A 23,675-nucleotide genomic window follows, 5' to 3' on the forward strand; every position below is an offset into this window, starting at 1 on the left:
GGCGGCCCCGGCCCACCGCCCGCGCCCGCTGAACGGCCTCCTGCTCGGCTGCGCTCGACACCTGCTCGCCTCCCGCGGCTCGGGCCGGTGGACGCGCGTGCCCGGGGTGCGCGGCGTCCCGGCCGCGGCCGCCCGCACGGCGTCCTTCTGTCTGTTCTGCCCACCCGGTGCGTCGCACTCACGTTTCCCCGGGCGGGCACGGTCGTTGGGACCCACGTGAGACAGGCAACGAGGCGCGCTCGGCGCGCAGGAGCCGCGCTGGCCGCAGCGGTGGCATGGGCAGGACTGGTACTCGGGGCCACGGGCTGCTCCGGCTCGGAGTTCGACGGGATGCTGGGCAAGCCGCCGAGGCCCGCGGAGGCGATCCGGGTCACGCCCGACGACGGCGACAAGAACGTGCGCCGGGGCGAGCGTCTTGAGGTGCGGGTGCCGGACGGGCGCCTGGAGTCCGTGCGGGTCGTGCGGTCCCAGGACGCGCAGGAGACCGAGGTGGCGGGGCGGATCGTCGAGGACGGCACGACCTGGCGCCCGCGCGACGGCGGGGGCCTCGCGCTCGCCGCCAAGTACACGGTGGACGCGGTCGCGCTCGACGGCCACGGCCGGCGCGTCGCCCGGCACACGACGTTCACCACGTTCGTGCCCGACGAACGCTTCATCGGATACGTGTCGCCGGAGAACCGTGCCACGGTCGGCACCGGCATGATCGTGTCCCTGGAGTTCAACCGCGAGGTCGTCAACCGCGAGGCCGTCCAGCGCGCCGTCCGCGTGCGCGCCGAACCGGCCGTGGAGATCCGCCCGCACTGGTTCGGCAAGACCCGCCTCGACTTCCGCCCCGAAAAGTACTGGAAGCCCGGCACCAAGGTCACCGTCGACCTGGACCTGCGCGACGTGCGGGCCGCGCCCGGCGTCTACGGCCTCCAGGACAAGACGTTCGCCTTCACCATCGGCCGCAGCCAGGTCAGCCTCGTCGACGCCGAGGAGCACACCATGGAGGTACGCCGCGACGGCGAGCTCACCGCCACGCTCCCGATCACCGCGGGCGCCCCGAAGACCACGACGTACAACGGGAAGATGGTCGTCACCGAGATGCTCGAGGTGACCCGCATGAACAGCCGCACCGTCGGCTTCGGCGGCGAGTACGACATCCCCGACGTGCCGCACGCGATGCGCCTGACCACCTCCGGCACCTTCCTGCACGGCAACTACTGGGCGCCGGACGCACCCGGCAACACCAATGTCAGCCACGGCTGCGTGGGCCTGCGCGACGTGAAGGGCGGCAGCCCGAAGACCCCCGCGGGCTGGTTCTTCGACCGCAGTCTCATCGGTGACGTCGTCGAGGTCGTCAACAGCAACGACAAGAAAGTGGCTCCCGACAACGGCCTGGGCGGCTGGAACATGGACTGGGAGGAATGGACGACGGGAAAGAAGAAGGCGGGAAAGAAAGCCCCAGAAAGGGAGAAGGGCGACAAGAAGCCCCGCTCCGCCAGCCCCTGAGGGCCACGGGCCCGCACCAAGACCACAGTTGGGACTGAACGGTGACATTGGCGGGGAGTCATCGCTTCGTGCCCTGTGGTTATCTAGCGCAGTGCGCGAGTCGGCTTATTTTCGACCACCGCGCCGGGGCATTGGAGTGCGGGCCTGATCGGGCCGTGCGAGGGGAGAAGAATCTTGAACGGGCGACCGATATCGGGGGCGTCGGCCCACGCGCGAAAGCGCGGGCGGCGGCGGGGCGCCAACACACTGTTCGCGGCGGCGTCGGGGGCGACGCTGCTGCTCGTGACCGCGTGCGGGGGTGGCGGCTCGGACTCCGGCGACGGTGACGGCAAGGGCGGGGCGGACGGCGACAAGCCCTCGCAGGCCGTCGTCACCATAGCCCCGAAGGACGGCGCGGACGCCGTGGCCACCAGCGGGGCGCTGCGGATATCCGCCGCCAAGGGCAAGCTGTCCGAGGTGACGGTCAAGGACCCGAAGGGCAAGGCGGTCCCCGGGAAGATCACCTCCGGTGGCGCGAAATGGGCGCCCGAGCGCCACCTCGCGGCCGGCACCAAGTACAAGGTGCACGCGATCGCCAAGGACTCCGAGGGCCGCACCTCCGCCAAGGACTCGACGTTCACGACGCTGGTGCCGAAGAACACCTTCCTCGGGCAGTTCACGCCCGAGGACGGCACGAAGGTCGGCGTCGGCATGCCGTTCTCGGTGCACTTCACGCGCGGCATCACCGCGCCGGGCGCGGTCGAGAAGGCCATCGACATCAAGACCGAGCCTTCGGTGCCCGTCGAGGGCCACTGGTTCGGCAACGACCGCCTGGACTTCCGCCCGGAGAAGTACTGGAAGCCCGGCACCAAGGTCACCGTGAAGATGAACCTCGACGGCGTCGAGGGCCGCGACGGCGTCTACGGCAAGCAGACCAAGACCATCAAGTTCGAGATCGGCCGCAGCCAGGTCTCCACCGTCGACGTGAAGACCAAGAAGATGACCGTCGAGCGTGACGGCAAGGTCCTCAAGAAGATCCCCGTCACCACCGGCAAGCCCGGCTACGAGACGTGGAACGGCCAGATGGTCATCAGCGAGCGCCTCAAGGTGACCCGCATGAACGGCGAGACGGTCGGCTACGGCGGCGAGTACGACATCAAGGACGTGCCGCACGCCCAGCGCCTGTCCACGTCCGGCACGTTCATCCACGGCAACTACTGGGGCGGCGGCGCGTTCGGCAACTACAACGCCTCGCACGGCTGCATCGGCCTGCGCGACGTGCGCGGCGGCTACGACAAGAAGGTGCCGGCCGCCTGGTTCTTCGACAACTCGATGGTCGGCGACGTCGTCGTGGTGAAGAACTCCAACGACAAGATCATCGCCCCGGAGAACGGCTACAACGGCTGGAACATGTCCTGGGAGAAGTGGAAGTCCTAGCCGACGGCCCCCGGCCGCGGACGGCTTGGGACGGCTTTCGGAACGGCCCGGTGCACTGTGACGCAGTGCACCGGGCCTTCTCCGTGAGCGCCCGCTAACGTGCCCCGCATGACAACTGTGCATCTCGAGGTCGCCGACGGCGTCGGCACGATCCGCCTGGACCGCCCGCCCATGAACGCCCTGGACATCGAGCTCCAGGACCGCCTGAAGGACCTCGCGGCCGAGGCGACCGACCGCGACGACGTGCGCGCCGTCGTCCTCTACGGCGGCGAGAAGGTGTTCGCGGCGGGCGCGGACATCAAGGAGATGCAGGACATGGACCACACGGCCATGGTCCTGCGGTCCCGCGCCCTGCAGGACGCCTTCACCGCGATCGCCCGTCTCCCCAAGCCCGTCGTCGCCGCCGTCACCGGCTACGCCCTCGGCGGCGGCTGCGAACTGGCCCTGTGCGCCGATTTCCGGATCGCCGCCGACAACGCCAAGCTCGGCCAGCCCGAGATCCTCCTCGGCCTGATCCCGGGCGCGGGCGGCACCCAGCGGCTGCCGCGCCTGATCGGCCCGGCCAAGGCGAAGGACCTCATCTTCACCGGCCGCATGGTCAAGGCCGACGAGGCGCTCGCCATCGGCCTGGTGGACCGCGTCGTGCCCGCCGCCGAGGTGTACGAGCAGGCGCACGCGTGGGCGGCCAGGCTGGCCAAGGGCCCGGCGCTCGCGCTGCGGGCCGCGAAGGAGGCCGTGGACGCGGGCCTGGAGGCGGACATCGACACCGGCCTCGCCGTCGAACGCACGTGGTTCGCGGGCCTGTTCGCCACCGAGGACCGCGAGCGGGGCATGCGCAGCTTCGTCGAGGAGGGCCCCGGCAAGGCGAAGTTCCTCTGAAGTTCCTCTGGGATCAGGCCAGTTGAAGCCTCGTCAGCCAAAGTGTCCCCCGAAGGGGCTGATTATGGCAGGCTTAAGACAACCTTAAGGCGGCTCGCTTCCGGGCGCTCCGTGATCACTCGTGAGCGAGAAGTCATCGCAGGTGAGAGTGGGTGCGGCAGGGGCCGAACTGCCGTAGGCATATGCCTGGACGGCCCCCCGGAATGGAAGCTTCCGGGGGGCTTATTCCGTCGGAACGGCCCCAACCCGGCCGTGGGGCGGCCATGATGGGGGCATGGCGGGGCAGGAGGGTTTCGAACAGCCGCGGAAGCACACGGGTGCGACCACGGCGCGCTGGACTCCGGCGGTGGAGGACGAACACGCCCTGAAGGCGCTGGAGTTGTTCGGCAACCCGATCGACGCCGAGGTCCCGCTGCCCTCGCGCCCCGAGTCCGCGGCCATCGCACGCCGGCTCGCCCAGGTGGTGGTCCTGCGGCACTGGGGCCTGACCCCCAAGCTCACCGAGGACGTCGTGCTCCTGGTGTCCGAGCTCGTCGGCAACGCCGTGCGGCACACCGGCGCCCGGGTCTTCGGCCTGCGGACGCTCAGACGGCGCGGCTGGATCCGGGTCGAGGTGCGCGACCCCTCGCGCGGCCTGCCGTGCCTGATGCCCGTCCATGAACTCGACGTCAGCGGCCGCGGCCTCTTCCTCGTCGACAAGCTCGCCGACCGCTGGGGCGTGGACCTGCTGCCGCGGGGCAAGACGACGTGGTTCGAGATGCGGGTCACCGACCGCTAGCCCCGCCCCGGACACGCGAAAGCCCCCGGGGCCGTGGGTGCGGCACTGTCGGGGGCCTTCGAGCGGGACCGTGAACGATATGGGGTGAAGTTCACGGCCGCGAAAGGCGACGTAGCTCGGGTCAATGAGAGTCGCTGTGCCCGACTATGGCAGACGGGAGCCACCGCGCCAAAAGTCCCAAGTCGGGCAAACCTGGACAGAGTGTGGCAGTTTAAAGGTGAATCCTTGGTGAGTTAGAGCACTTGCCTTGTAAACGATGGTTAAACGGCGACCGTGTGGGCCGATGGGAAGGGCTTGCGCGGTCCATTTGGTCCAGGCCAGCGACCCGCAAACGTCCTGAACCAGGTCAATCAGCCGCTTTCTCCCTCAAAACCCATTAAATGGTCTCCGTGACTGAGCGTGCAGACGGGACCGACCGCCGCCGGGCCATGCGTACGTCGGCGGGCCTGGCCCTCGCGGCCGCACTCACCGCGGGCTGCGGCACGACGCGGGGACGCGACGAGCCCCGGCCCACCGGATCGCCGCCGCACCCAGGCCCCGTCCCGGGCCCCCGCGGCTTCCCCGGACTGCCCGTCCAGATCGCCCGGAGCCCCCGCGGCCGCCCCGAGGTCGCCCTCACCTTCCACGGCCAGGGCGACCCCCGAACCGCCCGCGCCCTGCTCACCGAGGCCGAACGCGCGGGCGCCCGCGTCACCGTGCTCGCCGTCGGCACCTGGCTCGACGCCCACCCCCGCATGGCGCGGCGCATCCTCGACGGCGGCCACGACCTCGGCAACCACACCCTCAACCACCGCGACATCAACGCCCTGCCCGAGCAGGCGGCGTACGCGGAGATCACCGGCTGCGCGGGCCGGCTGCGCCGGCTCACCGGCGGCATCGGCAACTGGTTCCGGCCCTCACGCGCCCAGCGGGCGAGCCCTCTCGTCGAACGCCTCGCCCGCCGTGCCGGCTACCCGCACGTCCTGTCGTACGACGTCGACTCCCTGGACTTCACCTCGCCCGGCGGCCCGGCCGTCGCCCGCGCCGTCGCCGCCGGGGCCCGGGCGGGCTCCGTGGTGAGCCTGCACTTCGGGTACGCGGACACGGTCGCCGCGCTCCCCGCCGTCCTCGAAGACCTCCACCGCCGCGGCCTGCGCGCCGTCACGACCACGGAGCTGCTGACCTGATGCCCACCCGTACCCGCGTGAACCTGACCCTGACCAAGCGGACCGGTGTGCTGCTCGCCGCCGGTGCCGCCGTCGCCGCCGCGCTCGCCGGCTGCGGCACCGAGCAGGGCGACCGCCAGAACAAGGCCCTGACCACCAAGGTCCCGCCGGAGCCCGCCAAGCCGAAGGCGGTGCACGGCCTGCCCGGCATGCCGCCCGTCCTCGACCCCAAGGACGTCTACGCCGCCGACCGCCCGGGCAAACTCTCCCCGGTGGTCAAGGACTTCCCCTCCCGGGTCTACGTCCCCAACACCAACTCCAACACCGTCTCGGTCATCGACCCCAAGACGTACGAAGTCGTCGACACGATCAAGGTCGGCGTCCAGCCGCAGCACGTCGTGCCCTCCTGGGACATGAAGACGCTCTGGGTCAACAACAACCGCGGCCACACGCTCACGCCCCTCGACCCGAAGACCGGCAAGGCGGGCAAGCCGGTCGAGGTGCACGACCCGTACAACCTCTACTTCACGCCCAACGGCAAATACGCCGTCGTGATGGCCTCGATGGACCGCGAGCTGGTCTTCCGCGACCCGCACACGATGAAGCGCCTCAAGACCGAGCCGGTGAGCTGCTACGGCGTCAACCACGCCGACTTCTCTCTCGACGGCCGCTACTTCATCGTGTCCTGCGAGTTCTCCGGCGAACTCCTGAAGGTCGACACCGAGAAGATGAAGGTCGTCGGCCAGCAGAAGCTGCCCTTCAAGGGCGCCATGCCGCAGGACGTCAAGATGTCCCCGGACGGCAAGCGGTTCTACGTCGCCGACATGATGGCCGACGGCATGTGGGTCCTGGACGGCGACACCTTCTCCAAGCCCAGGCTGCTGCCCACGGGCAAGGGCTGCCACGGTCTGTACGTCAGCCGGGACTCGCGCGAGATGTACGTCTCCAACCGCGGCGAGGGCTCCGTCTCGGTCTTCGACTTCACCCGCAACAAGCTCACCAAGAAGTGGCACCTGCCCGACGGCGGCAGCCCCGACATGGGCGGCGTCTCCGCGGACGGCAAGATCCTCTGGCTCTCCGGCCGTTACGACTCCGAGGTGTACGCCATCGACACCCGCACCGGCGTCCAGCTCGCCCGCATCCCGGTGGGCGGCGGCCCGCACGGCCTGGCGGTGTACCCGCAGCCCGGGCGCTACTCGCTGGGGCACACGGGCGTCTTCCGTTAGCGGTCCGCGGCCCTACCGGGCGAAGAACAGGGCCTCGGCCCCCACGGGCCGGTAACCGGCGGCCTGGAACGCCCGCACACTGCGGGCGTTCCCGGTCGCCTGCTGCGCCCACAGCACTTCCCCGGCGGGTACCAGATGCCGCGCGGCCGCCGCGAGGGCCCGGCCGAGGCCCCGGTGCCGGGCGCCCTCCTCGACCTCGACGGACGTCTCCCAGCGCCCCGCGACACCGCGCCCGATGACCAGCACGCCGCTGTCCGCCCCGGCCCACACCCGCACGTCGTCCCGCCGCTTGCGGGCCCGTGCCACCCGCGGATGGTCGGGGTCGTCCAGCTCCCGCAGGCCGAGCGCGGCGTCGGGCGGTCCTGCCAGCGCGGTGGCGGCCGTCAGCAGGTCGGTGGTGTCGGTGGACCGGCCCGTCCGCGCCTGGAACGCGGCGAGGAACCGCGGGCTCATCGTCGCGGCCAGCGGATCGCAGTCGACGGCGGCCAGCGCGGAGCGCACCCACTGAGGGTCCTCGTCCGTGAAGATCACGGAGTGTGCCGTGAACGCGATGACCCCGGCGTCGCGGTGGCTCGGCTGCGGTACGACCGTCGTCCCGCCGTCCGCGGGCGGGAAGTCCCCGCGAGCCGCCGCGGCGAGAATCTCCGCGAGCGCCGACGATGCGCTGGCCATGGCTGTACTCCTTGCAATCGGCACGGGCGACGGCCGTTACCCTAACCCCCGTCAGTACTGCACAAAGAAGGGGCGGACCCGGTGGCGGACATCGAAGAGGCACGTAAGGCGTTCGATCGGTTCGACGCGGACGGCGACGGATTCATCACGGCCGCGGAGTACAAGACGGCCATGGCGCAGATGGGGGACTGGAACGTCACCGAGTCGGTGGCCGAGGCCATCATCAAGTCCAAGGACGCGGACGGCGACAAGCTGCTCTCCTTCGACGAGTTCTGGGCGAGCCTGAGCAAGTAGGTCCAGAGCAAGCACCGAACGCCGGACGGGCTGGACTTTTCAGCCCGTCCGGCGTTTGAGGACGAGGCCGTCGTTCAGGCCGATAGCGGGGGTCCAGGGGGCGGCAGCCCCCGCACGCTCCACCGCCCCGCATCCCGCCCCACCCGCACACCGTGGTCGAAGCACGCGCTGACAAGCGGCGTGGTCACCACATCTCCCGCGGCCCCCGAGGCGACCACGCGCCCACCCCGCAGCAGCACCGCGTGCGACGTACCCACGGGCAACTCCTCCAGGTGATGGGTCACCAGCACGGTGGCGAGCCGGGGGTGCGCGGCCCGCAGGGCGTCGAGACTCTCCAGGAGCCGCTCGCGCCCCGGCAGGTCGAGCCCGGTCGCGGGCTCGTCGAGGAGCAGCAGCCGAGGATCCGGCATCAGCGCGCGAGCGATCAGCGCACGCCCCCGCTCGCCCTGCGAGAGCGTGGGCCAGCGGGCGTCGGCACGGGCGGCGAGGCCCAGGGCCGCGATCAGCTCCCCGGCCCGCGCACGCTGCGCCTCGGTCGGCTGCCGGTGCGGCACCCGCGCCACGCTGTTGGTCAGGCCGGTGAGGACGACCTCGCGTACAGGCAGGGGCGAACGCAGCGGGTGGCGCGGGTCCACATGGCCCAAGTACGCGCGCAGTTCCCGCAGGTCGACGGTGCCCAGGCGACGGCCGAGCACCTCCACAGTGCCGTGCGTGGGATGGATGAGCGCGCCGAGCAGACCCAGGAGCGTCGACTTGCCCGCCCCGTTGGCCCCGAGCAGCGCCCAGTGCTCGCCCGGCCGGACGGTGAGCGAGACATCGTCGAGGATGCGGCGGCCGTCGCGGACGACGGTGACGGAGTCGGCCCGGAGGACGGGGGTGGTGTCGGGCATGCCCGCCGTGCGGGGTGCGGGTTCCGCGTGCGTCGTCACCCCGCCGCCCCCGCCCGGTTCACCGCGGACACCACGGCCTGCACCGACGCCGCGAGCAGGGAGGTGTCCACACCCGCACCCCAGACCGTGTCTCCGTCGGCCCCGCCGACCCGGCACCGCGCGTACGCCGCCGCCTCGCTCGTGCCGCCCGAGGTGACCGCGTGCTCGCTGTAGTCCAGGACGTCCACGGAGATCCCGGCGGCCGCGAGGGCGTCGACGAAGGCGGACAGCGGGCCGTTGCCGAAACCCTCGAAGTCCCCTGCCCTGTCGCCCACTTGGAGGGTGCAGACGCAGCGGTGCGCGCCGTCGGGGGCGGTGTCCGCGGTCCAGGACAGCAGGGAGAGGACGCCGCCCGAGCCCGGCCTGCCCGGCACCAGATACGCCGTACGGAACAGCTCGTGCAGCTCGTCCGGGCTCGCCTCGCGGCCGCTGTCGTCGGTGGCGTCCTGCACCGCCCGGGAGAAGTCGGCGCGCAGCTCCGCGGGCAGGTCGAGCCCGTGGCGCGTGCGCAGCAGATACGCCGTTCCGCCCTTGCCGGACTGGGAGTTGACGCGGATCACGGCCTCGTACGAACGCCCGATGTCGGCCGGGTCGAGCGGCAGGTACGGCACGTTCCAGGGCGCCTCGCGCGGCTCCACGCCCAGCTCCGCGGCCTGCTTGGCGTGGTGGGCCAGGCCCTTGGCGATGGCGTCCTGGTGGGTGCCCGAGAACGCGGTGTGCACGAGGTCGCCCGCGTACGGGTGGCGCGGGTGCACCGGAAGCCGGTTGCAGTGCTCGACGACCTCGCGGACCGCGTCGATGTCGGAGAAGTCCAGCATCGGGTCGACGCCCTGCGCGTACAGGTTCAGCGCGAGCGTCACCAGGTCGACGTTGCCCGTGCGCTCGCCGTTGCCGAACAGGCAGCCCTCGACGCGCTGCGCGCCCGCGAGCACCGCGAGTTCGGCGCACGCGACGCCGGTGCCGCGGTCGTTGTGCGGGTGCACGGACAGGATGACGGAGTCGCGGCGGGCCAGGTTCCGGTGCATGTACTCGATCTGGTCGGCGTACACGTTCGGCGTGGCGATCTCGACGGTCGCCGGGAGGTTGTGCGTCACCGGGCGGTCCGGGCTCGCGTCCCACAACTCGGTGAGCCCGTCGCAGAGTTCGAGCACGAAGTCGGGCTCGGTGACGTTGAAGGTCTCGGGCGCGAACTGGAACCGGATGTGGGACTCGGGGCGGGCGTCGGCGAGCCGGGCCATGTGCGCGGCGGCCTCCTCGACGGTGGCGCGCACGGCGGCCCGGTCGCGGCCGAGCACGACGTCGCGCCACACCGGCGAGGTCGGTATGTACAGGTGCACCACGGAGCGCGGCAGCCCGTCGATCGACTCGAAGGTGCGGTCGATCAGGTCGGGCCGCGCCGGGGTGAACACGACGGGCGTGATGTCGTCCGGCACGGCGCCGGAGCGGACCAGGCCGACGAGGTGGCGTACGAAGTCGAAGTCCGTGCGGCTCGCCGAGGGGTAGCCGACCTCGATCTCCTTGAAGCCCATGGACACCAGCAGGTCGAAGAAGCGGCGCTTGCGCGCGGTGTCCATCGGCTCGGCGAGGGCCTGATTGCCGTCGCGCAGGTCGACGGGGACCCACAGCGGGGCGCTCTCGATCCGCGCGGAGGGCCAACTGCGGTCGGCGGCAAGGACGTTGACCCGGTCTTCGTAGGGCCGGTAGCGGTGGAAGGGCATCGTGCCGGGGCGCTGCGGGTTCCAGATCATGTACGGCAGCCTAAGCACACCTCAGGTCCTCAGACAAGTACTCCTCAGACAAGTACACTCTGCGTACGCAGGCAGCGCCTACGTATCCGCCGCACGCAAACAGACAGGTGACCCCTCGCATGCCGCTCGGCTCCCTCCGTCCCAGCCCTCTGGTCGAACAGGCCACGGAGCGGCTGCGCGAACAGATCACCGCCGGTCACTGGCCGGTCGGTAGCAAGCTCCCCGGCGAGACGACCCTCGCCAAGGAGCTCGGCGTCGGCCGCTCCACGGTCCGCGAGGCCCTGCGCGCCCTCGCCGGGGCGGGCCTGGTGCAGGCCCGGCAGGGCGCCGGAGTCTTCGTCACCGCCACGGAACCGGCCGAGGACTGGCCGGCCCGGCTGCGCAGGGCGGCGATCGGCGACGTGTACGAGGTGCGGATGCTGGTCGAGGTGCAGGCGGCGCGGCTCGCGGCGGCCCGCCGCGGCGGCCCGCCGCACCCCCGAGGACGTTCGGGCCATGCACGCCGCGCTCACCGCCCGCCGCGCCGCGGCCCCGGCCGCCGACGCCGCCTTCATCGACGCCGACATCGCCCTGCACGCCTCCGTCGTGGCCGCCGCGCACAACCCCGTCCTCACCGACCTGTTCGGCGAGTTCGTGCCCGCCCTGCGCGAGGGTCTGGTCGCCCTGCTCGACCTCGTCGACATCCACCGGGAGGAGTCCGACCACGGCGACGCGGCCCACGAGGCCCTGGTCCTGGCCGTCGAGTCGGGGGACCCGGAGGAGGCCGAGCGGGTGGCGCTGGCCGAACTGGAGGCGACATTCGGGAGGTTGAAGGGTAGAGGGAGGGCATGAAGCCGATCACGCCGATCACGCCGACCTCGCTGACGGGCACGGCCCTCTCGCGCCGCGGGCTCCTGGGCGCGGCCGTGCTGGTGCCGCTGGCCGGCTGCACGCGGGACAAGGAGTCCGAGACCCCGCCCACCCGCCGCGCCGCATCCCCCTCCCCTTCGCCCGCCCCGGGGAGGGAGAGCCGCCACCCGCGCCTGACCGCCCTGGAGCGGAAGTTCGACGCGCGCCTCGGCCTGTACGCCCTCGACACCGCCACCGGCGCCACCCTCGCCCACCGCGCGGACGAACGCTTCGCGTTCTGCTCGGCGTTCAAGGCGATCGCGGCGGCAGCGGTCCTGGACGGCAACCCGCTGTCCCACCTGGACGACCGCGTCAGGTACGACAAGGGCGACCTGATGAAGCACGCCCCCATCACCTCGCGCCACGTCGGCACCGGCATGACGATCCGTCAACTGTGCGACGCCGCCGTGCGGTACAGCGACGGCACGGCCGGCAATCTGCTGCTCCGCGACATCGGAGGACCGAACCGGCTGACGGCGTACGCGCGCGGGCTCGGGGACCAGGTCACGCGGATGGACCGGTTCGAACCGGCGATCACCGAGGCCACGCCCGGGGACCCGCGCGACACCAGCTCGCCCCGCGCCTTCGGCACCACCTACCGCGAGATCGTGCTCGGCGACGCCCTGCCGAAGCCCCAGCGCGCCTTCCTCCGCGACCTCCTCGAACGCAACGCCACCGGCGCCGGGGCCAAGCGGATCCGGGCCGGCCTGCCGCGCGGCTGGACCGTCGCCGACAAGACCGGGACCGGCGACTACGGCACCCTCAACGACATCGCCGTCGTCCGGCCCCCGAAGTCCCCGCCCCTGCTGGTCGCGATCATGTCCAGCAAGGCGCGGCGGGACGCCCCGTACGACGAGGCGCTCCTCGCGGAGGCGGCGGCGTACGTGGCGGCCACGCTACGGCCGAAGCGCTGAGGTCGCTTGACGCCGCTAGGCGGCCCGGGTGCGCCGGTACTGGCCCGGCGGCACCCCGTACGCCCGCTTGAACGCCTTGGCGAACGCGAACTCCGAGGTGTAGCCGGCGCGTTGGGCGAGGACGCGCAGCGGGATGTCCTCCTCGCGCAGCAGGCGGCCCGCCGTCGTCATCCGCCACCACGTCAGATACGTGAGCGGGGGCGAGCCCACCGTCGCGGTGAAGCGGCGCGCGAACGGCGCCCGGGACAGGCCGCCGAGCGCGCCCAGCTCCTCCACCGTCCAGGGATGCCCGGGGTCGGCGTGCATCGCGCGCAGCGCCGCCGCCACCGCCGGGTCGGCGAGCGCCGCGGACCAGCCCGCGGGGTGGTCCGTGTCCCGGTGCTCGCGCAGCCACCAGGCACGCAGGATGTAGAGCAGCAGCGTGTCGAGCAGAGCGGCGACGATCGTGTCCGAGCCGGGCTGCGGGTTCTCCAGCTCGGCGCCGAGCAACTCCACGGCGGCCCGCACCGAACCGTGCGCGCCGACGCGGGCGGGCAGGTGGACGACGTCGGGCAGGTCGGACAGGAGCGGGTGGGCGCAGGAGCGGTCGATGCGATAGGCGCCGCACAGGAGGACGGCGGAAGGGCCCTCGCCGGTGACCGACGCGGGGCGGCGGGGCGGCGCCTGTGGCCAGGTGCCGTCCGGGTTCAGGCTGAACTGCTCCAGCTCCACGCCGGGCTCGCTCACCAGGGCGTGCCCGAAGCCGTGCGCGAGGAACACGACGTCGCCGGGGCCCAGCGCCACGGGCTCCGCGGCCGCCCGCCCGTCGCGGCCGTCGTGATCGGCGATCAGCCAGGCCGAGCCCTGGAGCAGCACATGGAACCCGGCCCCCTCGTGCGTCCCGAAGTGCACGCCCCAGGGCGCGTACTTGTCGCGGATCGCGGAGTGCGGAAGGCCGAGCCGCATGGCGGCGATCGCGTCACTGAGTACGTCCATGCCTGAACCGTAGCGCGCGGGACCACCAGCGAGACGTACGGACAAAGAACCAAGACAAGCAAGCATGGTTCGTCTCGCAGGTCCCACATAGCGTCCTGTCCATGACTTCAACTACTGCGCGCACAGTCCTCTTTGACCAGACCGGCGGACCCGAGGTCCTGAAGGTACGAGACGTGGAACTCGCCGCCCCGGCCCCCGGCGAGGTCCTCATCAAGGTCGAGGCGCTGGGCCTCAACCGCGCCGACGCCCTCTTCCGCTCCGGGACCTACTACTACCCCGCCACCCTGCCCGCCTCCCGCAACGGATACGAGGCCGCGGGCGTGATCGAGGCGGTGGGCGACGGCGTGACGGCGTTCGCGCCCGGCGACACCGTGCTGACCACCGGCAACTTCGAACTGAGCGCCCACGGCGTGTACGCGGACCGCGTCGTCCTGCCGCAGGACGCGGTCGCCCGGCGCCCCGCCGAGGTGGACGCCGTCACGGCGGCCGCCGTCTGGCTCACGTACACCACCGCCTACGGCGCCCTGCACCTGCGGGCGGGCCTGCGCCCCGGCGACCACGTCCTGATCACCGGCGCGTCCAGCGGGGTCGGCACGGCCGCCCTCCAGGTCGCACGCCGCGCGGGCGCGATCCCGATCGCCACCACCCGCACCGAGGACAAGCGGCGCCAACTCCTCGACCTGGGTGCCGAACACGTCATCGTCACCGACACGGAAGACGTCCCGAAGGAAACAAAGCGCCTGACCGAAGGCCGGGGCGCCGACATCGTCCTGGACGCCATCGGCGGCCCCGCCTTCCAGACCCTCGGCGAGGCCGCGGCCCAGGACGCCACGTACGTCCTCTACGGCTGGCTCGACGGCCGCCCCGCAACCGTTCCCATGACCTGGCCCGCAACCGTCCACGGCTACAACAACGGCACCGTCACCGACACCGCCGACGCCCGCCGCCGCGCCGCCGCCTACCTCAACGCGGGCCTGAAGGACGGCACCCTGCGCCCCAAGATCGCCCAGATCTTCGACGGCCTGGACCGGATGCCGGACGCACATCGCCTGATGGAGACGAACACCCATATCGGCAAGATCGTCGTGCGCCCGTAGGCGCGAGCCGGGCGGTGGGGGGCCGGGCTACGGCGTGGCCCAGTCCCGCATCGCCGTCTTGCTCGCGAAGTCCGCCAGGTTCTTGTCGATGGGCGTCGATGTGTACTGGTGGATGCGCCACTTGGCCTGGATGCGGGGCTTGCCCGCCGTCACGTAGTCGGCGATCCAGAGGCCGTCGCCCGCGTACGACGTCGTATCGCGGTTCAGCCAGAAATCGCGATTCGTGTACAAGATCGTGCGGTGATTCGGCCGCAGCCGCTTCACCTCCCTGATGAAACGGTCCTTCTCCGCGTTCGTCGCTGCCGTGCGGTCGCCGGTCCACTCCCAGTCGACGGCCAGGAATTCACCCGCTCTCTCCGGCGCCTTGCTCACGAAGTACTCCGCCTGGGCCGTGAGGTTGCCCGGCCACAGGAAGTGGTAGAAGCCGACGACGCAGCCGCCGTCGCGGGCCTTCTTCGTCTGGGCGGTGAGGCGGGGGTTGATGTACGAGCGGCCCTCCGTCGCCTTGATGATGACGAAGGAGAGCCCTTCGGTGGAGAAGGACGATTGGTGGGAGCTGACGTCGATGCCGCGCAGCATGGGGCCTCCAGGGGTGGGGGGAGTGCGCCTGCGCCGGGTGTGTGGGGTGTTCGCGCCCGGCGCGTGGTGGGTGAACAGTCAAAAGTTGACTGTTACTTGACCGTTCCCCGTGAGGGGCCGGTTCCACCCTCGTACTGGCGTTCCGGGCCTTCGTACGTGTATGTGTACGTGCACACAGCCCCTGCCCAACGCCCCCCACTCACGGATACGGGACCCCCACATGCCCCTGACCCGCCGCGCCTTCCTGGGCTCCGCCGCCGCAGCGACGGCGTCCGCCACCTTCTTCGCCCCGTCCGCCGGGGCAGCCGTCGGACGCGCCCGGCGTGCCCTCGGCGTACAGAACTGGATGGCGGGCATCGACGACGCAGCACCGTTGCAGCGGCTGACGATTCCCGGCACCCATGACTCCGGCGCCCGCTTCGGCGGCTGGTGGGTGGAGTGCCAGAACACCACGCTGATCCAGCAACTCGCCTCCGGCATACGGTTCCTGGACATCCGGTGCCGCGCGTTCGAGGGGTCCTTCACCATCCACCACGGCGCGTTCTATCAGAATCTGAACTTCGACGATGTGCTGGGCGCCTGCCGGGACTTTCTGCGCGGGCAGCCCACGGAGACCGTGCTGATGCGGGTCAAGCAGGAGTACTCGGAAGTGAACGACGCCGCGTTCCGGGCGGTCTTCGACGACTATCTGGACCGGCGCGGCTGGCGTTCCCTCTTCCACATCGGCGACGCCTGGCCGCGCCTCGGCGACGTACGCGGGAAGGTCGTTCTCCTCGCGGACAACGGCGGGCTTCCCGGCGGCATCCGCTGGGGCGACGGGAACGTCTTCGACATCCAGGACGACTGGAACGCCGCGCCCGGCGCCAAGTACCCCAAGATCGAGGCGCACTTCAGGAAGGCCGCGGGTCAGCCCGGCAAGCAGTACATCAACTTCGTGAGCACGGCGGCCGGGCTGCCGCCGCGCTGGAACTCCGACGACCTCAACCCGAAGGCGCACACCCTCCTGGAGAGCGCGGAGGGACGCGGCTGGCGCGGGCTCGGGATCGTACCGATGGACTATCCCAACACCCGCGCCGGACTGGTGGAGTCATTGATCGCGCACAACTAGGCGCGTATGCAGAGGGCCGGCGGCCCGGGCACGGCGTGCACGGGCCGCCACACGCCGATGCTCAGTGGTCGTTGATGAAGCCCGCGACCGAGCCGCCGCTGTCGCCGCGGCCCTCGAAGTTGAGGGTGTACTGGCCGCCCTCCGCCAGGTTGTACCTGCCGCCTTCAGCAGCCGAGTGGGACTTGCAGGTTCCCTTGCCGCCGCGGGCGTACATCTTGTAGCCCTCGATGTCGGGGTTCAGACGGTCCACCGTCGTCCAGGCCGAGTGGCCGTTCGCGGCCGTGTCGCACACGGAGACTATGTCTCCGCGCTCTTTCACGTAGACCTTGACGCCGGAGCCCGACCACACGTGGTCCCACGAGCCGCCGCCGGGCGGCACGGGGGCGGCCGTGGCAGTTGGCGCGTTTACGGTGCCCAGCGTGGCCAGGGCGGCCGCGCCGATCAGGGCGGCGACGGTGCGACGGGCACGGTGTGAGCGATGCCTGTCGGTAGAGAATGCGCTGATCTGAGGCATGTTCCCTCTCAGGTGAGGCAGCTGGATGGGGTGATCACCCTACGAACCACTCGACATCACGGCAGGCGAAAACAGGCCGATGTGATCAAGTTGGCACGCACAGACTGGCGTTCTCCCCGGGGCCCCACTGGCCGCGGCCGACGGGCGGGCGGGCTCAGCACTCGATGATGTTCACCGCGAGCCCGCCGCGCGCCGTCTCCTTGTACTTGACGCTCATGTCGGCGCCGGTCTCCTTCATGGTCTTGATGACCTTGTCGAGGGACACCTTGTGGCTGCCGTCGCCGCGCATCGCCATCTTCGCGGCGGTCACGGCCTTCACGGCGGCCATGCCGTTGCGCTCGATGCAGGGGATCTGGACGAGGCCGCCGACCGGGTCGCAGGTGAGGCCCAGATTGTGCTCCATGCCGATCTCGGCGGCGTTCTCGACCTTCTCGGGGGAGCCGCCGAGGACCTCGGCGAGGGCGCCCGCGGCCATCGAGCAGGCGGAGCCGACCTCGCCCTGGCAGCCGACCTCGGCGCCGGAGATGGAGGCGTTCTCCTTGAAGAGCATGCCGATGGCGCCCGCGGCGAGCAGGAAGCGGACGACGCCCTCGTCGTCGGCGCCGGGCACGAAGTTCATGTAGTAGTGCAGGACGGCCGGGATGATGCCCGCCGCGCCGTTCGTGGGGGCGGTGACCACGCGGCCGCCGGCGGCGTTCTCCTCGTTCACGGCCATCGCGTAGAGCGTGATCCACTCCATGGCGCGGGCCTGCGGGTCGCCCTCGGCGCGCAGCTGGCGGGCCGAGTTGGCGGCGCGGCGGCGGACCTTGAGGCCGCCGGGCAGGATGCCCTCGCGGGACATGCCGCGCGAGACGCAGGCCTGCATGACGCGCCAGATGTCGAGGAGGCCCTCGCGGATCTCCTCCTCGGTGCGCCACGCCTTCTCGTTCTCCAGCATCAGGGCGGAGACGGACAGGCCGGTCTCGGAGGAGAGGCGGAGCAGCTCGTCGCCGGTGCGGAAGGGGTACTTCAGGACCGTGTCGTCGGGGACGATCGGGTCTTCCCCGGCGACGGCGTCCTCGTCGACCACGAAGCCGCCGCCGACCGAGTAGTACGTCTTCTCCAGGATGAGGGCGCCCTCGGCGTCGTACGCGAAGACGGTCATGCCGTTGGCGTGGTACGGCAGGGCCTTGCGGCGGTGCAGGACCAGGTGCTCGTCGAAGTCGAAGTCGATCTCGTGCACGCCGAGGACGTTCAGACGGGAGGAGGACTTGATCTCGTCCACGCGGTCGTCGGCGGACTCGACGTTCACCGTGCGCGGGGACTCGCCCTCCAGGCCGAGCAGGACGGCCTTGGGGGTGCCGTGGCCGTGGCCGGTGGCGCCGAGGGAGCCGTACAGCTCCGCGCGTATCGAGGCGGTGTGGGCCAGCAGGCCCTCGTTCTTGAGGCGGCGGGCGAACATGCGGGCCGCGCGCATCGGGCCGACCGTGTGGGAGCTGGACGGGCCGATGCCGATCGAGAACAGGTCGAAGACCGAGATGGCCACGGGATAACTCCAATGATGGGGTGGTAGACGCCGTTGTCTGCCGGTGGTGCGAGGGACAGCGAGCGGTGCGGTGGTGCGGGATGGTGCGGTGGTGCTGGGTGATGCGGTGGTGCTTCGAGCGGTGCGGGCGGTGCAGGCGGTGCTTTCGGGGCACGTGGTGCGGGGCACCGCGCGCACTGTCCTCATGTCCAGTGTGCGCGGTGCCCCGGAAGTACGTACCAACGAAAGCGTACGAAACTACTTCAGGCCGGGGTACAGCGGGTGCTTCGCGGCCAGAGCGGACACGCGGGCCTTGAGGGACTCGGCGTCGAAGCCCGGCTTGAGGGCCTCGGCGATGATGTCCGCGACCTCGCGGAAGTCCTCGGCCGCGAAGCCGCGGGTGGCGAGGGCGGGCGTGCCGATGCGCAGGCCGGAGGTGACCATGGGCGGGCGCGGGTCGTTCGGGATCGCGTTGCGGTTGACCGTGATGCCGACCTCGTGGAGGCGGTCCTCGGCCTGCTGGCCGTCCAGCTCGCTGTGGCGCAGGTCGACCAGGACCAGGTGCACGTCCGTACCGCCGGACAGGACGGAGACGCCGTGCTCCTTGACGTCGTCCTGCACCAGGCGCTCGGCCAGGATGCGGGCGCCGTCCAGGGTGCGCTGCTGTCGCTCCTTGAAGTCGTCCGAGGCGGCGACCTTGAAGGAGACGGCCTTGGCCGCGATGACGTGCTCCAGGGGGCCGCCCTGGAAACCGGGGAAGACCGCCGAGTTCAGCTTCTTCGCGAAGTCCTTGTTGCGGGCCAGGATGATGCCGCCGCGCGGGCCGCCGAGCGTCTTGTGCGTGGTGGAGGTGACCACGTCCGCGAACGGCACCGGGTTCGGGTGCAGACCGGCGGCGACGAGCCCGGCGAAGTGCGCCATGTCGACCCACAGGTACGCGCCGACCTCGTCGGCGATCCGGCGGAACTCGGCGAAGTCCAGCTGGCGCGGGTAGGCGGACCAGCCCGCGATGATCACCTTCGGGCTGTTCTCCTTGGCCAGGCGCTCGACCTCGGCCATGTCGACCAGGCCGGCCTCGTCCACGTGGTAGGCGACCACGTTGAACTGCTTGCCGGAGAAGTTCAGGCGCATCCCGTGGGTGAGGTGGCCGCCGTGCGCCAGGTCCAGGCCGAGGATCGTGTCGCCGGGCTTGGCGATCGCGAAGAGGGCGGCCTGGTTGGCGGAGGCGCCGGAGTGCGGCTGGACGTTGGCGTACTCGGCGCCGAACAGGTCCTTGACCCGGTCGATCGCGATCTGCTCGGTCACGTCCACGTGCTCGCAGCCGCCGTAGTAGCGGCGGCCGGGGTAGCCCTCGGCGTACTTGTTGGTGAGGACGGTGCCCTGGGCCTCCATGACGGCGACCGGAGCGAAGTTCTCCGAGGCGATCATTTCGAGGGTGGACTGCTGGCGGTCGAGTTCGGCGTCGACGGCGGCGGCGACGTCCGGGTCGAGCTCGTGGAGAGGGGTGTTCAGAAGCGACATCGGAAGATCAGTCCTTACGCCGTGGTCAGCTGCCGGAGAACTCGGTGTACTCGTCGGCGGAGAGCAGGTCGCCCGGCTCCTCCGCCACGCGCACCTTGAACAGCCAGCCGCCCGTGAAGGGGGCCGAGTTCACCAGGGACGGGTCCTCGACGACGTCCTGGTTGGCCTCGACGACCTCGCCGGACACCGGGGAGTACAGGTCGCTGACCGACTTGGTCGACTCCAGCTCGCCGCAGGTCTCGCCCGCGGTGACCGTGGCGCCGACGTCCGGGAGGTCGACGAAGACGACGTCACCGAGCGCGTTGGCGGCGTGCTCCGTGATGCCGACGGTCGCCACACCGTCCTCGGTGGCCGACAGCCACTCGTGCTCCTTGCTGTACCGCAGCTGCTGGGGGTTGCTCATGGCCTGAATTCTCCTGTACGCGGGCGTGTGCTGATGCACGTGGGTCTTACGGACTGAGACGGTCACCTGTCACCGCGGGAGCCGGGGGGACGCGGGGGGCGTCCGCGGCACGCGCGGAAGCGTTACTGCTGTCGCCGGCAGGGCGCTGCTTCTGCCGCTACTTCTGGCGCTTGTAGAACGGCAGCGCGACGACTTCGTACGGCTCGTGCGTGCCGCGGATGTCCACGCCCACGCCCGGCGTGCCGGGGGCGGCGTGGGCCGCGTCGACGTACGCCATGGCGATCGGCTTGCCGAGGGTCGGGGACGGCGCGCCGGAGGTGACCTCGCCGATCACCTTGCCGTCGGCGACCACGCTCATGCCCGCGCGCGGGACCCGGCGGCCCTCGGCGACCAGGCCGACCAGCTTGCGCGGGGGAGCGGCCTCGGCGCGCTCGGCGGCGGCGCGCAGCGCCTCGGCCCCTACGAAGTCATCCGCATGTGTCGTCTTGTCAAACTTGACGACCCGACCCAGACCGGCGTCGAACGGCGTGAGGGCCGTCGTCAGCTCGTGCCCGTACAGCGGCATGCCCGCCTCCAGGCGCAGCGTGTCGCGGCAGGACAGGCCGCAGGGGACCAGGCCCGCCGGGGCGCCCGCCTCGGTCAGTGCCCGCCACAGCTTCTCGGCGTGCTCGGGGGCGACGAACAGCTCGAAGCCGTCCTCGCCGGTGTAGCCCGTGCGGGCGATGAGGGCCGGGACGCCCGCGACGGTGCCGGGCAGGCCCGCGTAGTACTTCAGGCCGTCGAGATCGGCGTCCGTGACCGACTTCAGGATGCCGGGGGACTCGGGGCCCTGCACGGCGATCAGCGCGTACGCGTCCCGGTCGTCACGCACCTGGGCGTCGAAGCCCGGGGCGCGCTCGGTGAGGGCGTCGAGGACGACCTGGGCGTTGCCGGCGTTGGCGACGACCATGAACTCCTGGTCCTGGAGCCGGTAGACGATCAGGTCGTCGAGGATGCCGCCGTCCGCCTGGCAGATCATGGTGTAGCGGGCGCGGCCGGTGCCGACGGAGCCGATGTTGCCGACCAGCGCGTAGTTGAGCAGGTCCACGGCCTGGGGGCCGGTGACGGTGATCTCGCCCATGTGGGAGAGGTCGAAGAGGCCCGCGCGGGTGCGGACCGCGTTGTGCTCGTCGCGCTCGCTGCCGTACCGCAGCGGCATGTCCCAGCCCGCGAAGTCGGTCATGGTCGCACCGAGCGAACGATGCAGGGCATCGAGGGCGGTGTGGCGTGGGGTAGGGCTCATCAGTACTGACTCCCGGGCATGGCATGACGGGCGAGGTCGATCCTCCCCATCTGTCATAAACCTGAGAGGTTCACCACGTCCCGTACGTATGACGGGTCATGACTTGCACCTTGGGTGGAGCCGCCCCTGTGACCGGGGACGGGCCCGCTTTTCAGATGTGCCTCGCCCGCGCGGTACGGGGCCTGAGAGATTCAAGGGAGGAACTTGCTCCTTCGGCGCCCCGGGACGAGTGTCGTCTCCGACGACTGTCGTGTCCTGGGAACTCTCCCGCGCGGATTCAAGCGGCCGGTATGGAGTTGGCGCGCACATCATTGCACGCGCCCCCGCTTCACAACAGTCGCAACCTGACTGCGCCCCTTCCGGGAACACATCGCGCTCAGGCGCACTTGTACAGCATTACCTTCTCTTTACACTCGACGGAGAAGTACTGGGGATGAGTGACGTGACCAGCATGGGGAGGCCGATCACGGTGCGCAGGAGCAGTGCTTATGCGACCACCACGGGTGTGGCGCTGCCCGAGGGCGGTGCCGTGCTGCCGGGCAACGGCGTCGGTGTCGCGCTGCCGCCGCAGCCCGGCGCCCCGGCGCGGGAGGCCCTCGGGCACTTCCCGCGGGCCGTCGTGCGCGACCTCCGGGAGCGGGCGGGGCGCGGGCCGCGGCGCCTGGTGTTCGCCGCGGGGGACGTCGTGGTCGTCTCCGGGCTGCCCGGCAGCGGCAAGTCCACGCTGATGCGGCGCGCGGTGGCGGGCCCGCGGGTGGACTCCCAGGACACCCGCGACCGCTGGGCGTCCCGGATGCCGCGCCTGCTTCCCTACGGGCTCTACCGCCCCCTGGTCCGCCTCGCGCACTACGCGGGCCTGCGCCGCGCCCTGCGCTCCGGCGCCGGCGTCGTCGTGCACGACTGCGGTACGCAGCCGTGGGTGCGCCGCTGGCTGGCCCGCGCCGCCGCCCGGCGCGGGGCCACGCTGCATCTGCTGCTGCTCGACGTGCCGGTCGGCGTCGCCCTCGACGGGCAGCGGGCGCGCGGGCGCGGGGTGTCGCGGTACGCCTTCGCGCGGCACCGCAGGACGGTCGGCCGCCTGGTGCGCTCCGCCGAGCGCGGGGAGCTGCCGCGGGGCTGCGGGTCGGCGGTGCTGCTCGACCGGGAGGCGGCGGGGGTGTTGGGGGAGGTTGGGTTCGGGCCGGAGTAGGCATATTTCAGCCGGTCCGGCGTTTGAGGACGAGCCGCGGAGCGGCGATACGGGGGGCGGTACGGGGGTCCAGGGGGCGGAGCCCCCGGTTTCGGAGAAGGGGTGGGCCCGGGGCGCCCCGCGAGGGCCGCACGGCGCGGCGTTAGGGTCGCCCCCGGAAGCGTGCGAGGCGGATACGAGGCAGAACGGCACGCGCAGGGCAGAGCAAGGGTTGGGACAGATGGACTTTCCGGGGGACTTTCCGGCGCAGGCGCACGCACATCCCGACGGGGGATGGCCGGCCAACGAACTGGAGGAGGTGCTCGCGGCCTCGCTCGGCGCGCCGCCGTCTGACGCGGTGGGCGCCCGCATAGTCGAGACGCTGGGCCGCAGCCACGTCTGGGTGCCGCTGCCCGGCGGCGGCGGGCCGGACAGCGGCACCCTCGACCTGCCGACGCTGGAGATCGACGGTCAGGCGTACGTTCCCGTCTTCACCTCCGAGCAGCAGTTCCAGCAGGTCACGCGAGGTCGGATGAGCTGCACCGTGGCGCCTGCCGTGCAGTTCGCGCGCGGCCTGCAGCCGCAGCTGGGCATCGCGCTGAACCCGGAGGGCACCGTGGCCGTGCCGCTGCCGCCGGCCGCCGTCGCCGCGCTGTGCCGGGTGGGGCGCACCGAGCTGGACGGGCCCGCGAGCGGGGGCCGGGTGCGGCTCTTCGAGCCCGACTGGAAGGAGGACCCGGTGGACTTCCTGTCCGCCGCGTCCCGTGAGTTCGAGGCGGCGGGCGTGGTACTCACCGCACGCCGCTGCCTGGCCGCGGTGGAGGACGAGGACCCGTCCCTCTTCGTCGGCGTCGAACTGGCCTCCTGGGAGGGCGACGCCCGCGACGTCCCCATGCAGGCCCTGGGCCGCGCCCTCACCCAGTTTCCCGTCCCCTGGCCGGTCAACCTGGTTCTCCTGGACGTGGCCCAGGACCCGGTCGCCGACTGGCTCCGGGAGCGTGTTCGGCCGTTCTTCGCCCCGCACTGAGTGACTGCGTCCGCGGCTGATCTTTCGGTGGGTGGCCTCTGTTGTGTTTCGTCCGTCCCTGGCGGGGTGGTGCGCCGCGCTGCGCGCGGCGTTCTCTCCCACCCGCCCACCCGT

The 23,675-nt window shown here is 71.4% G+C and carries 23 protein-coding genes, 1 pseudogene and 2 riboswitches; of the genes and pseudogenes, 14 read left to right on the forward strand and 10 right to left on the reverse strand.

What is annotated here, in order from left to right; all coding sequences use genetic code 11:
• From STRAU_RS42960 to STRAU_RS14575, 7 genes are all read left to right on the forward strand, one after another.
• Positions 1 to 220, forward strand: a 220-nt coding sequence (locus tag STRAU_RS42960) for a hypothetical protein (RefSeq protein ID WP_203227406.1), incomplete at its 5' end; no start/stop codon positions are given.
• Positions 217 to 1,494, forward strand: coding sequence for a L,D-transpeptidase (locus STRAU_RS14550; RefSeq protein WP_106967922.1), 1,278 nt, complete (start codon positions 217 to 219; stop codon positions 1,492 to 1,494). The genes STRAU_RS42960 and STRAU_RS14550, both read left to right, overlap by 4 nt.
• A 174-nt stretch (positions 1,495 to 1,668) precedes the next feature.
• A complete protein-coding gene (locus STRAU_RS14555) occupies positions 1,669 to 2,910 on the forward strand; it encodes a L,D-transpeptidase (RefSeq protein WP_016641085.1) in 1,242 nt (413 codons plus the stop codon).
• A gap of 108 nt (positions 2,911 to 3,018) precedes the next feature.
• Positions 3,019 to 3,789 carry an enoyl-CoA hydratase/isomerase family protein gene (locus STRAU_RS14560; RefSeq protein ID WP_037659445.1) on the forward strand — a complete coding sequence of 257 codons (771 nt, stop codon included), beginning with the start codon at positions 3,019 to 3,021 and terminating at the stop codon, positions 3,787 to 3,789.
• 274 nt (positions 3,790 to 4,063) lie between these two features.
• Positions 4,064 to 4,567 (forward strand): ATP-binding protein, encoded by a 504-nt coding sequence (locus STRAU_RS14565; RefSeq protein WP_037659448.1) that lies wholly within the window; start codon positions 4,064 to 4,066, stop codon positions 4,565 to 4,567.
• A gap of 428 nt (positions 4,568 to 4,995) precedes the next feature.
• Positions 4,996 to 5,733, forward strand: coding sequence for a polysaccharide deacetylase family protein (locus tag STRAU_RS14570; protein WP_016641089.1), 738 nt, complete (start codon positions 4,996 to 4,998; stop codon positions 5,731 to 5,733).
• Positions 5,733 to 6,938 (forward strand): YncE family protein, encoded by a 1,206-nt coding sequence (locus tag STRAU_RS14575; RefSeq protein WP_016641090.1) that lies wholly within the window; start codon positions 5,733 to 5,735, stop codon positions 6,936 to 6,938. Before STRAU_RS14570 ends, STRAU_RS14575 begins: the two co-directional genes overlap by 1 nt.
• 12 nt (positions 6,939 to 6,950) lie before the next feature.
• Here the strand turns inward: STRAU_RS14575 and STRAU_RS14580 are convergent, their stop codons facing one another.
• Entirely contained in the window at positions 6,951 to 7,610 is a 660-nt protein-coding gene (locus tag STRAU_RS14580; protein WP_016641091.1) for a hypothetical protein, read from the reverse strand.
• A gap of 81 nt (positions 7,611 to 7,691) precedes the next feature.
• Here STRAU_RS14580 and STRAU_RS14585 point away from each other — a divergent pair, with 81 nt between their 5' ends.
• Positions 7,692 to 7,904: an EF-hand domain-containing protein gene (locus STRAU_RS14585; protein ID WP_016641092.1), complete on the forward strand. Its 213-nt coding sequence runs from the start codon at positions 7,692 to 7,694 to the stop codon at positions 7,902 to 7,904.
• Between the two features lie 74 nt (positions 7,905 to 7,978).
• Here STRAU_RS14585 and STRAU_RS14590 read toward each other — a convergent pair whose 3' ends face one another.
• Together STRAU_RS14590 and leuA are read right to left on the reverse strand one after the other, a co-directional pair.
• Entirely contained in the window at positions 7,979 to 8,794 is an 816-nt protein-coding gene (locus STRAU_RS14590; protein ID WP_016641093.1) for an ABC transporter ATP-binding protein, read from the reverse strand.
• A 35-nt stretch (positions 8,795 to 8,829) separates the two neighbouring features.
• On the reverse strand, positions 8,830 to 10,581 hold the full coding sequence (gene leuA, locus STRAU_RS14595) for a 2-isopropylmalate synthase (protein ID WP_016641094.1): 1,752 nt from the start codon (positions 10,579 to 10,581) through the stop codon (positions 8,830 to 8,832).
• A gap of 119 nt (positions 10,582 to 10,700) precedes the next feature.
• Between leuA and STRAU_RS14600 the strand changes: the two are divergent.
• Positions 10,701 to 11,412 (forward strand): annotated as a pseudogene (locus STRAU_RS14600) (FadR/GntR family transcriptional regulator).
• Between the two features lie 29 nt (positions 11,413 to 11,441).
• On the forward strand, positions 11,442 to 12,383 hold the full coding sequence (bla, locus tag STRAU_RS14605) for a class A beta-lactamase (RefSeq protein WP_063890357.1): 942 nt from the start codon (positions 11,442 to 11,444) through the stop codon (positions 12,381 to 12,383).
• A gap of 15 nt (positions 12,384 to 12,398) precedes the next feature.
• On the opposite strand, the gene STRAU_RS14610 is transcribed toward bla, so the two are convergent.
• Positions 12,399 to 13,358 carry an AraC family transcriptional regulator gene (locus STRAU_RS14610; RefSeq protein ID WP_016641097.1) on the reverse strand — a complete coding sequence of 320 codons (960 nt, stop codon included), beginning with the start codon at positions 13,356 to 13,358 and terminating at the stop codon, positions 12,399 to 12,401.
• Positions 13,359 to 13,459: 101 nt separating this feature from the next.
• Here STRAU_RS14610 and STRAU_RS14615 point away from each other — a divergent pair, with 101 nt between their 5' ends.
• The gene (locus STRAU_RS14615) at positions 13,460 to 14,455 is read left to right on the forward strand and encodes a zinc-dependent alcohol dehydrogenase family protein (protein ID WP_037659452.1); all 996 of its coding nucleotides are present in this window, start codon (positions 13,460 to 13,462) and stop codon (positions 14,453 to 14,455) included.
• A 27-nt stretch (positions 14,456 to 14,482) separates the two neighbouring features.
• Here STRAU_RS14615 and STRAU_RS14620 read toward each other — a convergent pair whose 3' ends face one another.
• Entirely contained in the window at positions 14,483 to 15,034 is a 552-nt protein-coding gene (locus STRAU_RS14620) for a glycoside hydrolase family 25 protein (RefSeq protein WP_016641099.1), read from the reverse strand.
• Between the two features lie 220 nt (positions 15,035 to 15,254).
• Here STRAU_RS14620 and STRAU_RS14625 point away from each other — a divergent pair, with 220 nt between their 5' ends.
• Complete coding sequence (locus STRAU_RS14625) at positions 15,255 to 16,142, forward strand: phosphatidylinositol-specific phospholipase C (protein ID WP_016641100.1); 888 nt, start codon at positions 15,255 to 15,257, stop codon at positions 16,140 to 16,142.
• Positions 16,143 to 16,203: 61 nt separating this feature from the next.
• On the opposite strand, the gene STRAU_RS14630 is transcribed toward STRAU_RS14625, so the two are convergent.
• The 5 genes from STRAU_RS14630 to gcvT form a co-directional block, all read right to left on the reverse strand.
• Positions 16,204 to 16,656, reverse strand: coding sequence for a hypothetical protein (locus STRAU_RS14630; RefSeq protein ID WP_052029091.1), 453 nt, complete (start codon positions 16,654 to 16,656; stop codon positions 16,204 to 16,206).
• Positions 16,657 to 16,810: 154 nt separating this feature from the next.
• A complete protein-coding gene (locus STRAU_RS14635; RefSeq protein WP_016641102.1) occupies positions 16,811 to 18,181 on the reverse strand; it encodes an L-serine ammonia-lyase in 1,371 nt (456 codons plus the stop codon).
• A 237-nt stretch (positions 18,182 to 18,418) separates the two neighbouring features.
• Complete coding sequence (gene glyA / locus STRAU_RS14640) at positions 18,419 to 19,681, reverse strand: serine hydroxymethyltransferase (protein WP_016641104.1); 1,263 nt, start codon at positions 19,679 to 19,681, stop codon at positions 18,419 to 18,421.
• Positions 19,682 to 19,706: 25 nt separating this feature from the next.
• Complete coding sequence (gcvH, locus tag STRAU_RS14645; RefSeq protein ID WP_016641105.1) at positions 19,707 to 20,084, reverse strand: glycine cleavage system protein GcvH; 378 nt, start codon at positions 20,082 to 20,084, stop codon at positions 19,707 to 19,709.
• A gap of 157 nt (positions 20,085 to 20,241) precedes the next feature.
• Complete coding sequence (gene gcvT, locus STRAU_RS14650) at positions 20,242 to 21,366, reverse strand: glycine cleavage system aminomethyltransferase GcvT (RefSeq protein WP_037659454.1); 1,125 nt, start codon at positions 21,364 to 21,366, stop codon at positions 20,242 to 20,244.
• A 40-nt stretch (positions 21,367 to 21,406) separates the two neighbouring features.
• Positions 21,407 to 21,527, reverse strand: a riboswitch (glycine riboswitch).
• A riboswitch (glycine riboswitch) is annotated at positions 21,528 to 21,646 on the reverse strand. It abuts the riboswitch before it with no gap.
• Positions 21,647 to 21,799: 153 nt separating this feature from the next.
• On the opposite strand from gcvT, the gene STRAU_RS14655 reads away from it, so the two are divergent.
• Positions 21,800 to 22,555 (forward strand): ATP-binding protein, encoded by a 756-nt coding sequence (locus STRAU_RS14655; RefSeq protein WP_259299909.1) that lies wholly within the window; start codon positions 21,800 to 21,802, stop codon positions 22,553 to 22,555.
• A 220-nt stretch (positions 22,556 to 22,775) separates the two neighbouring features.
• Positions 22,776 to 23,561 carry an enhanced serine sensitivity protein SseB gene (locus STRAU_RS14660; RefSeq protein ID WP_016641108.1) on the forward strand — a complete coding sequence of 262 codons (786 nt, stop codon included), beginning with the start codon at positions 22,776 to 22,778 and terminating at the stop codon, positions 23,559 to 23,561.
• Positions 23,562 to 23,675: the final 114 nt, after the last annotated feature.

It is taken from the genome of Streptomyces aurantiacus JA 4570 (assembly GCF_000414115.1).
Taxonomy (GTDB): Bacteria; Actinomycetota; Actinomycetes; order Streptomycetales; family Streptomycetaceae; genus Streptomyces; species Streptomyces aurantiacus_A.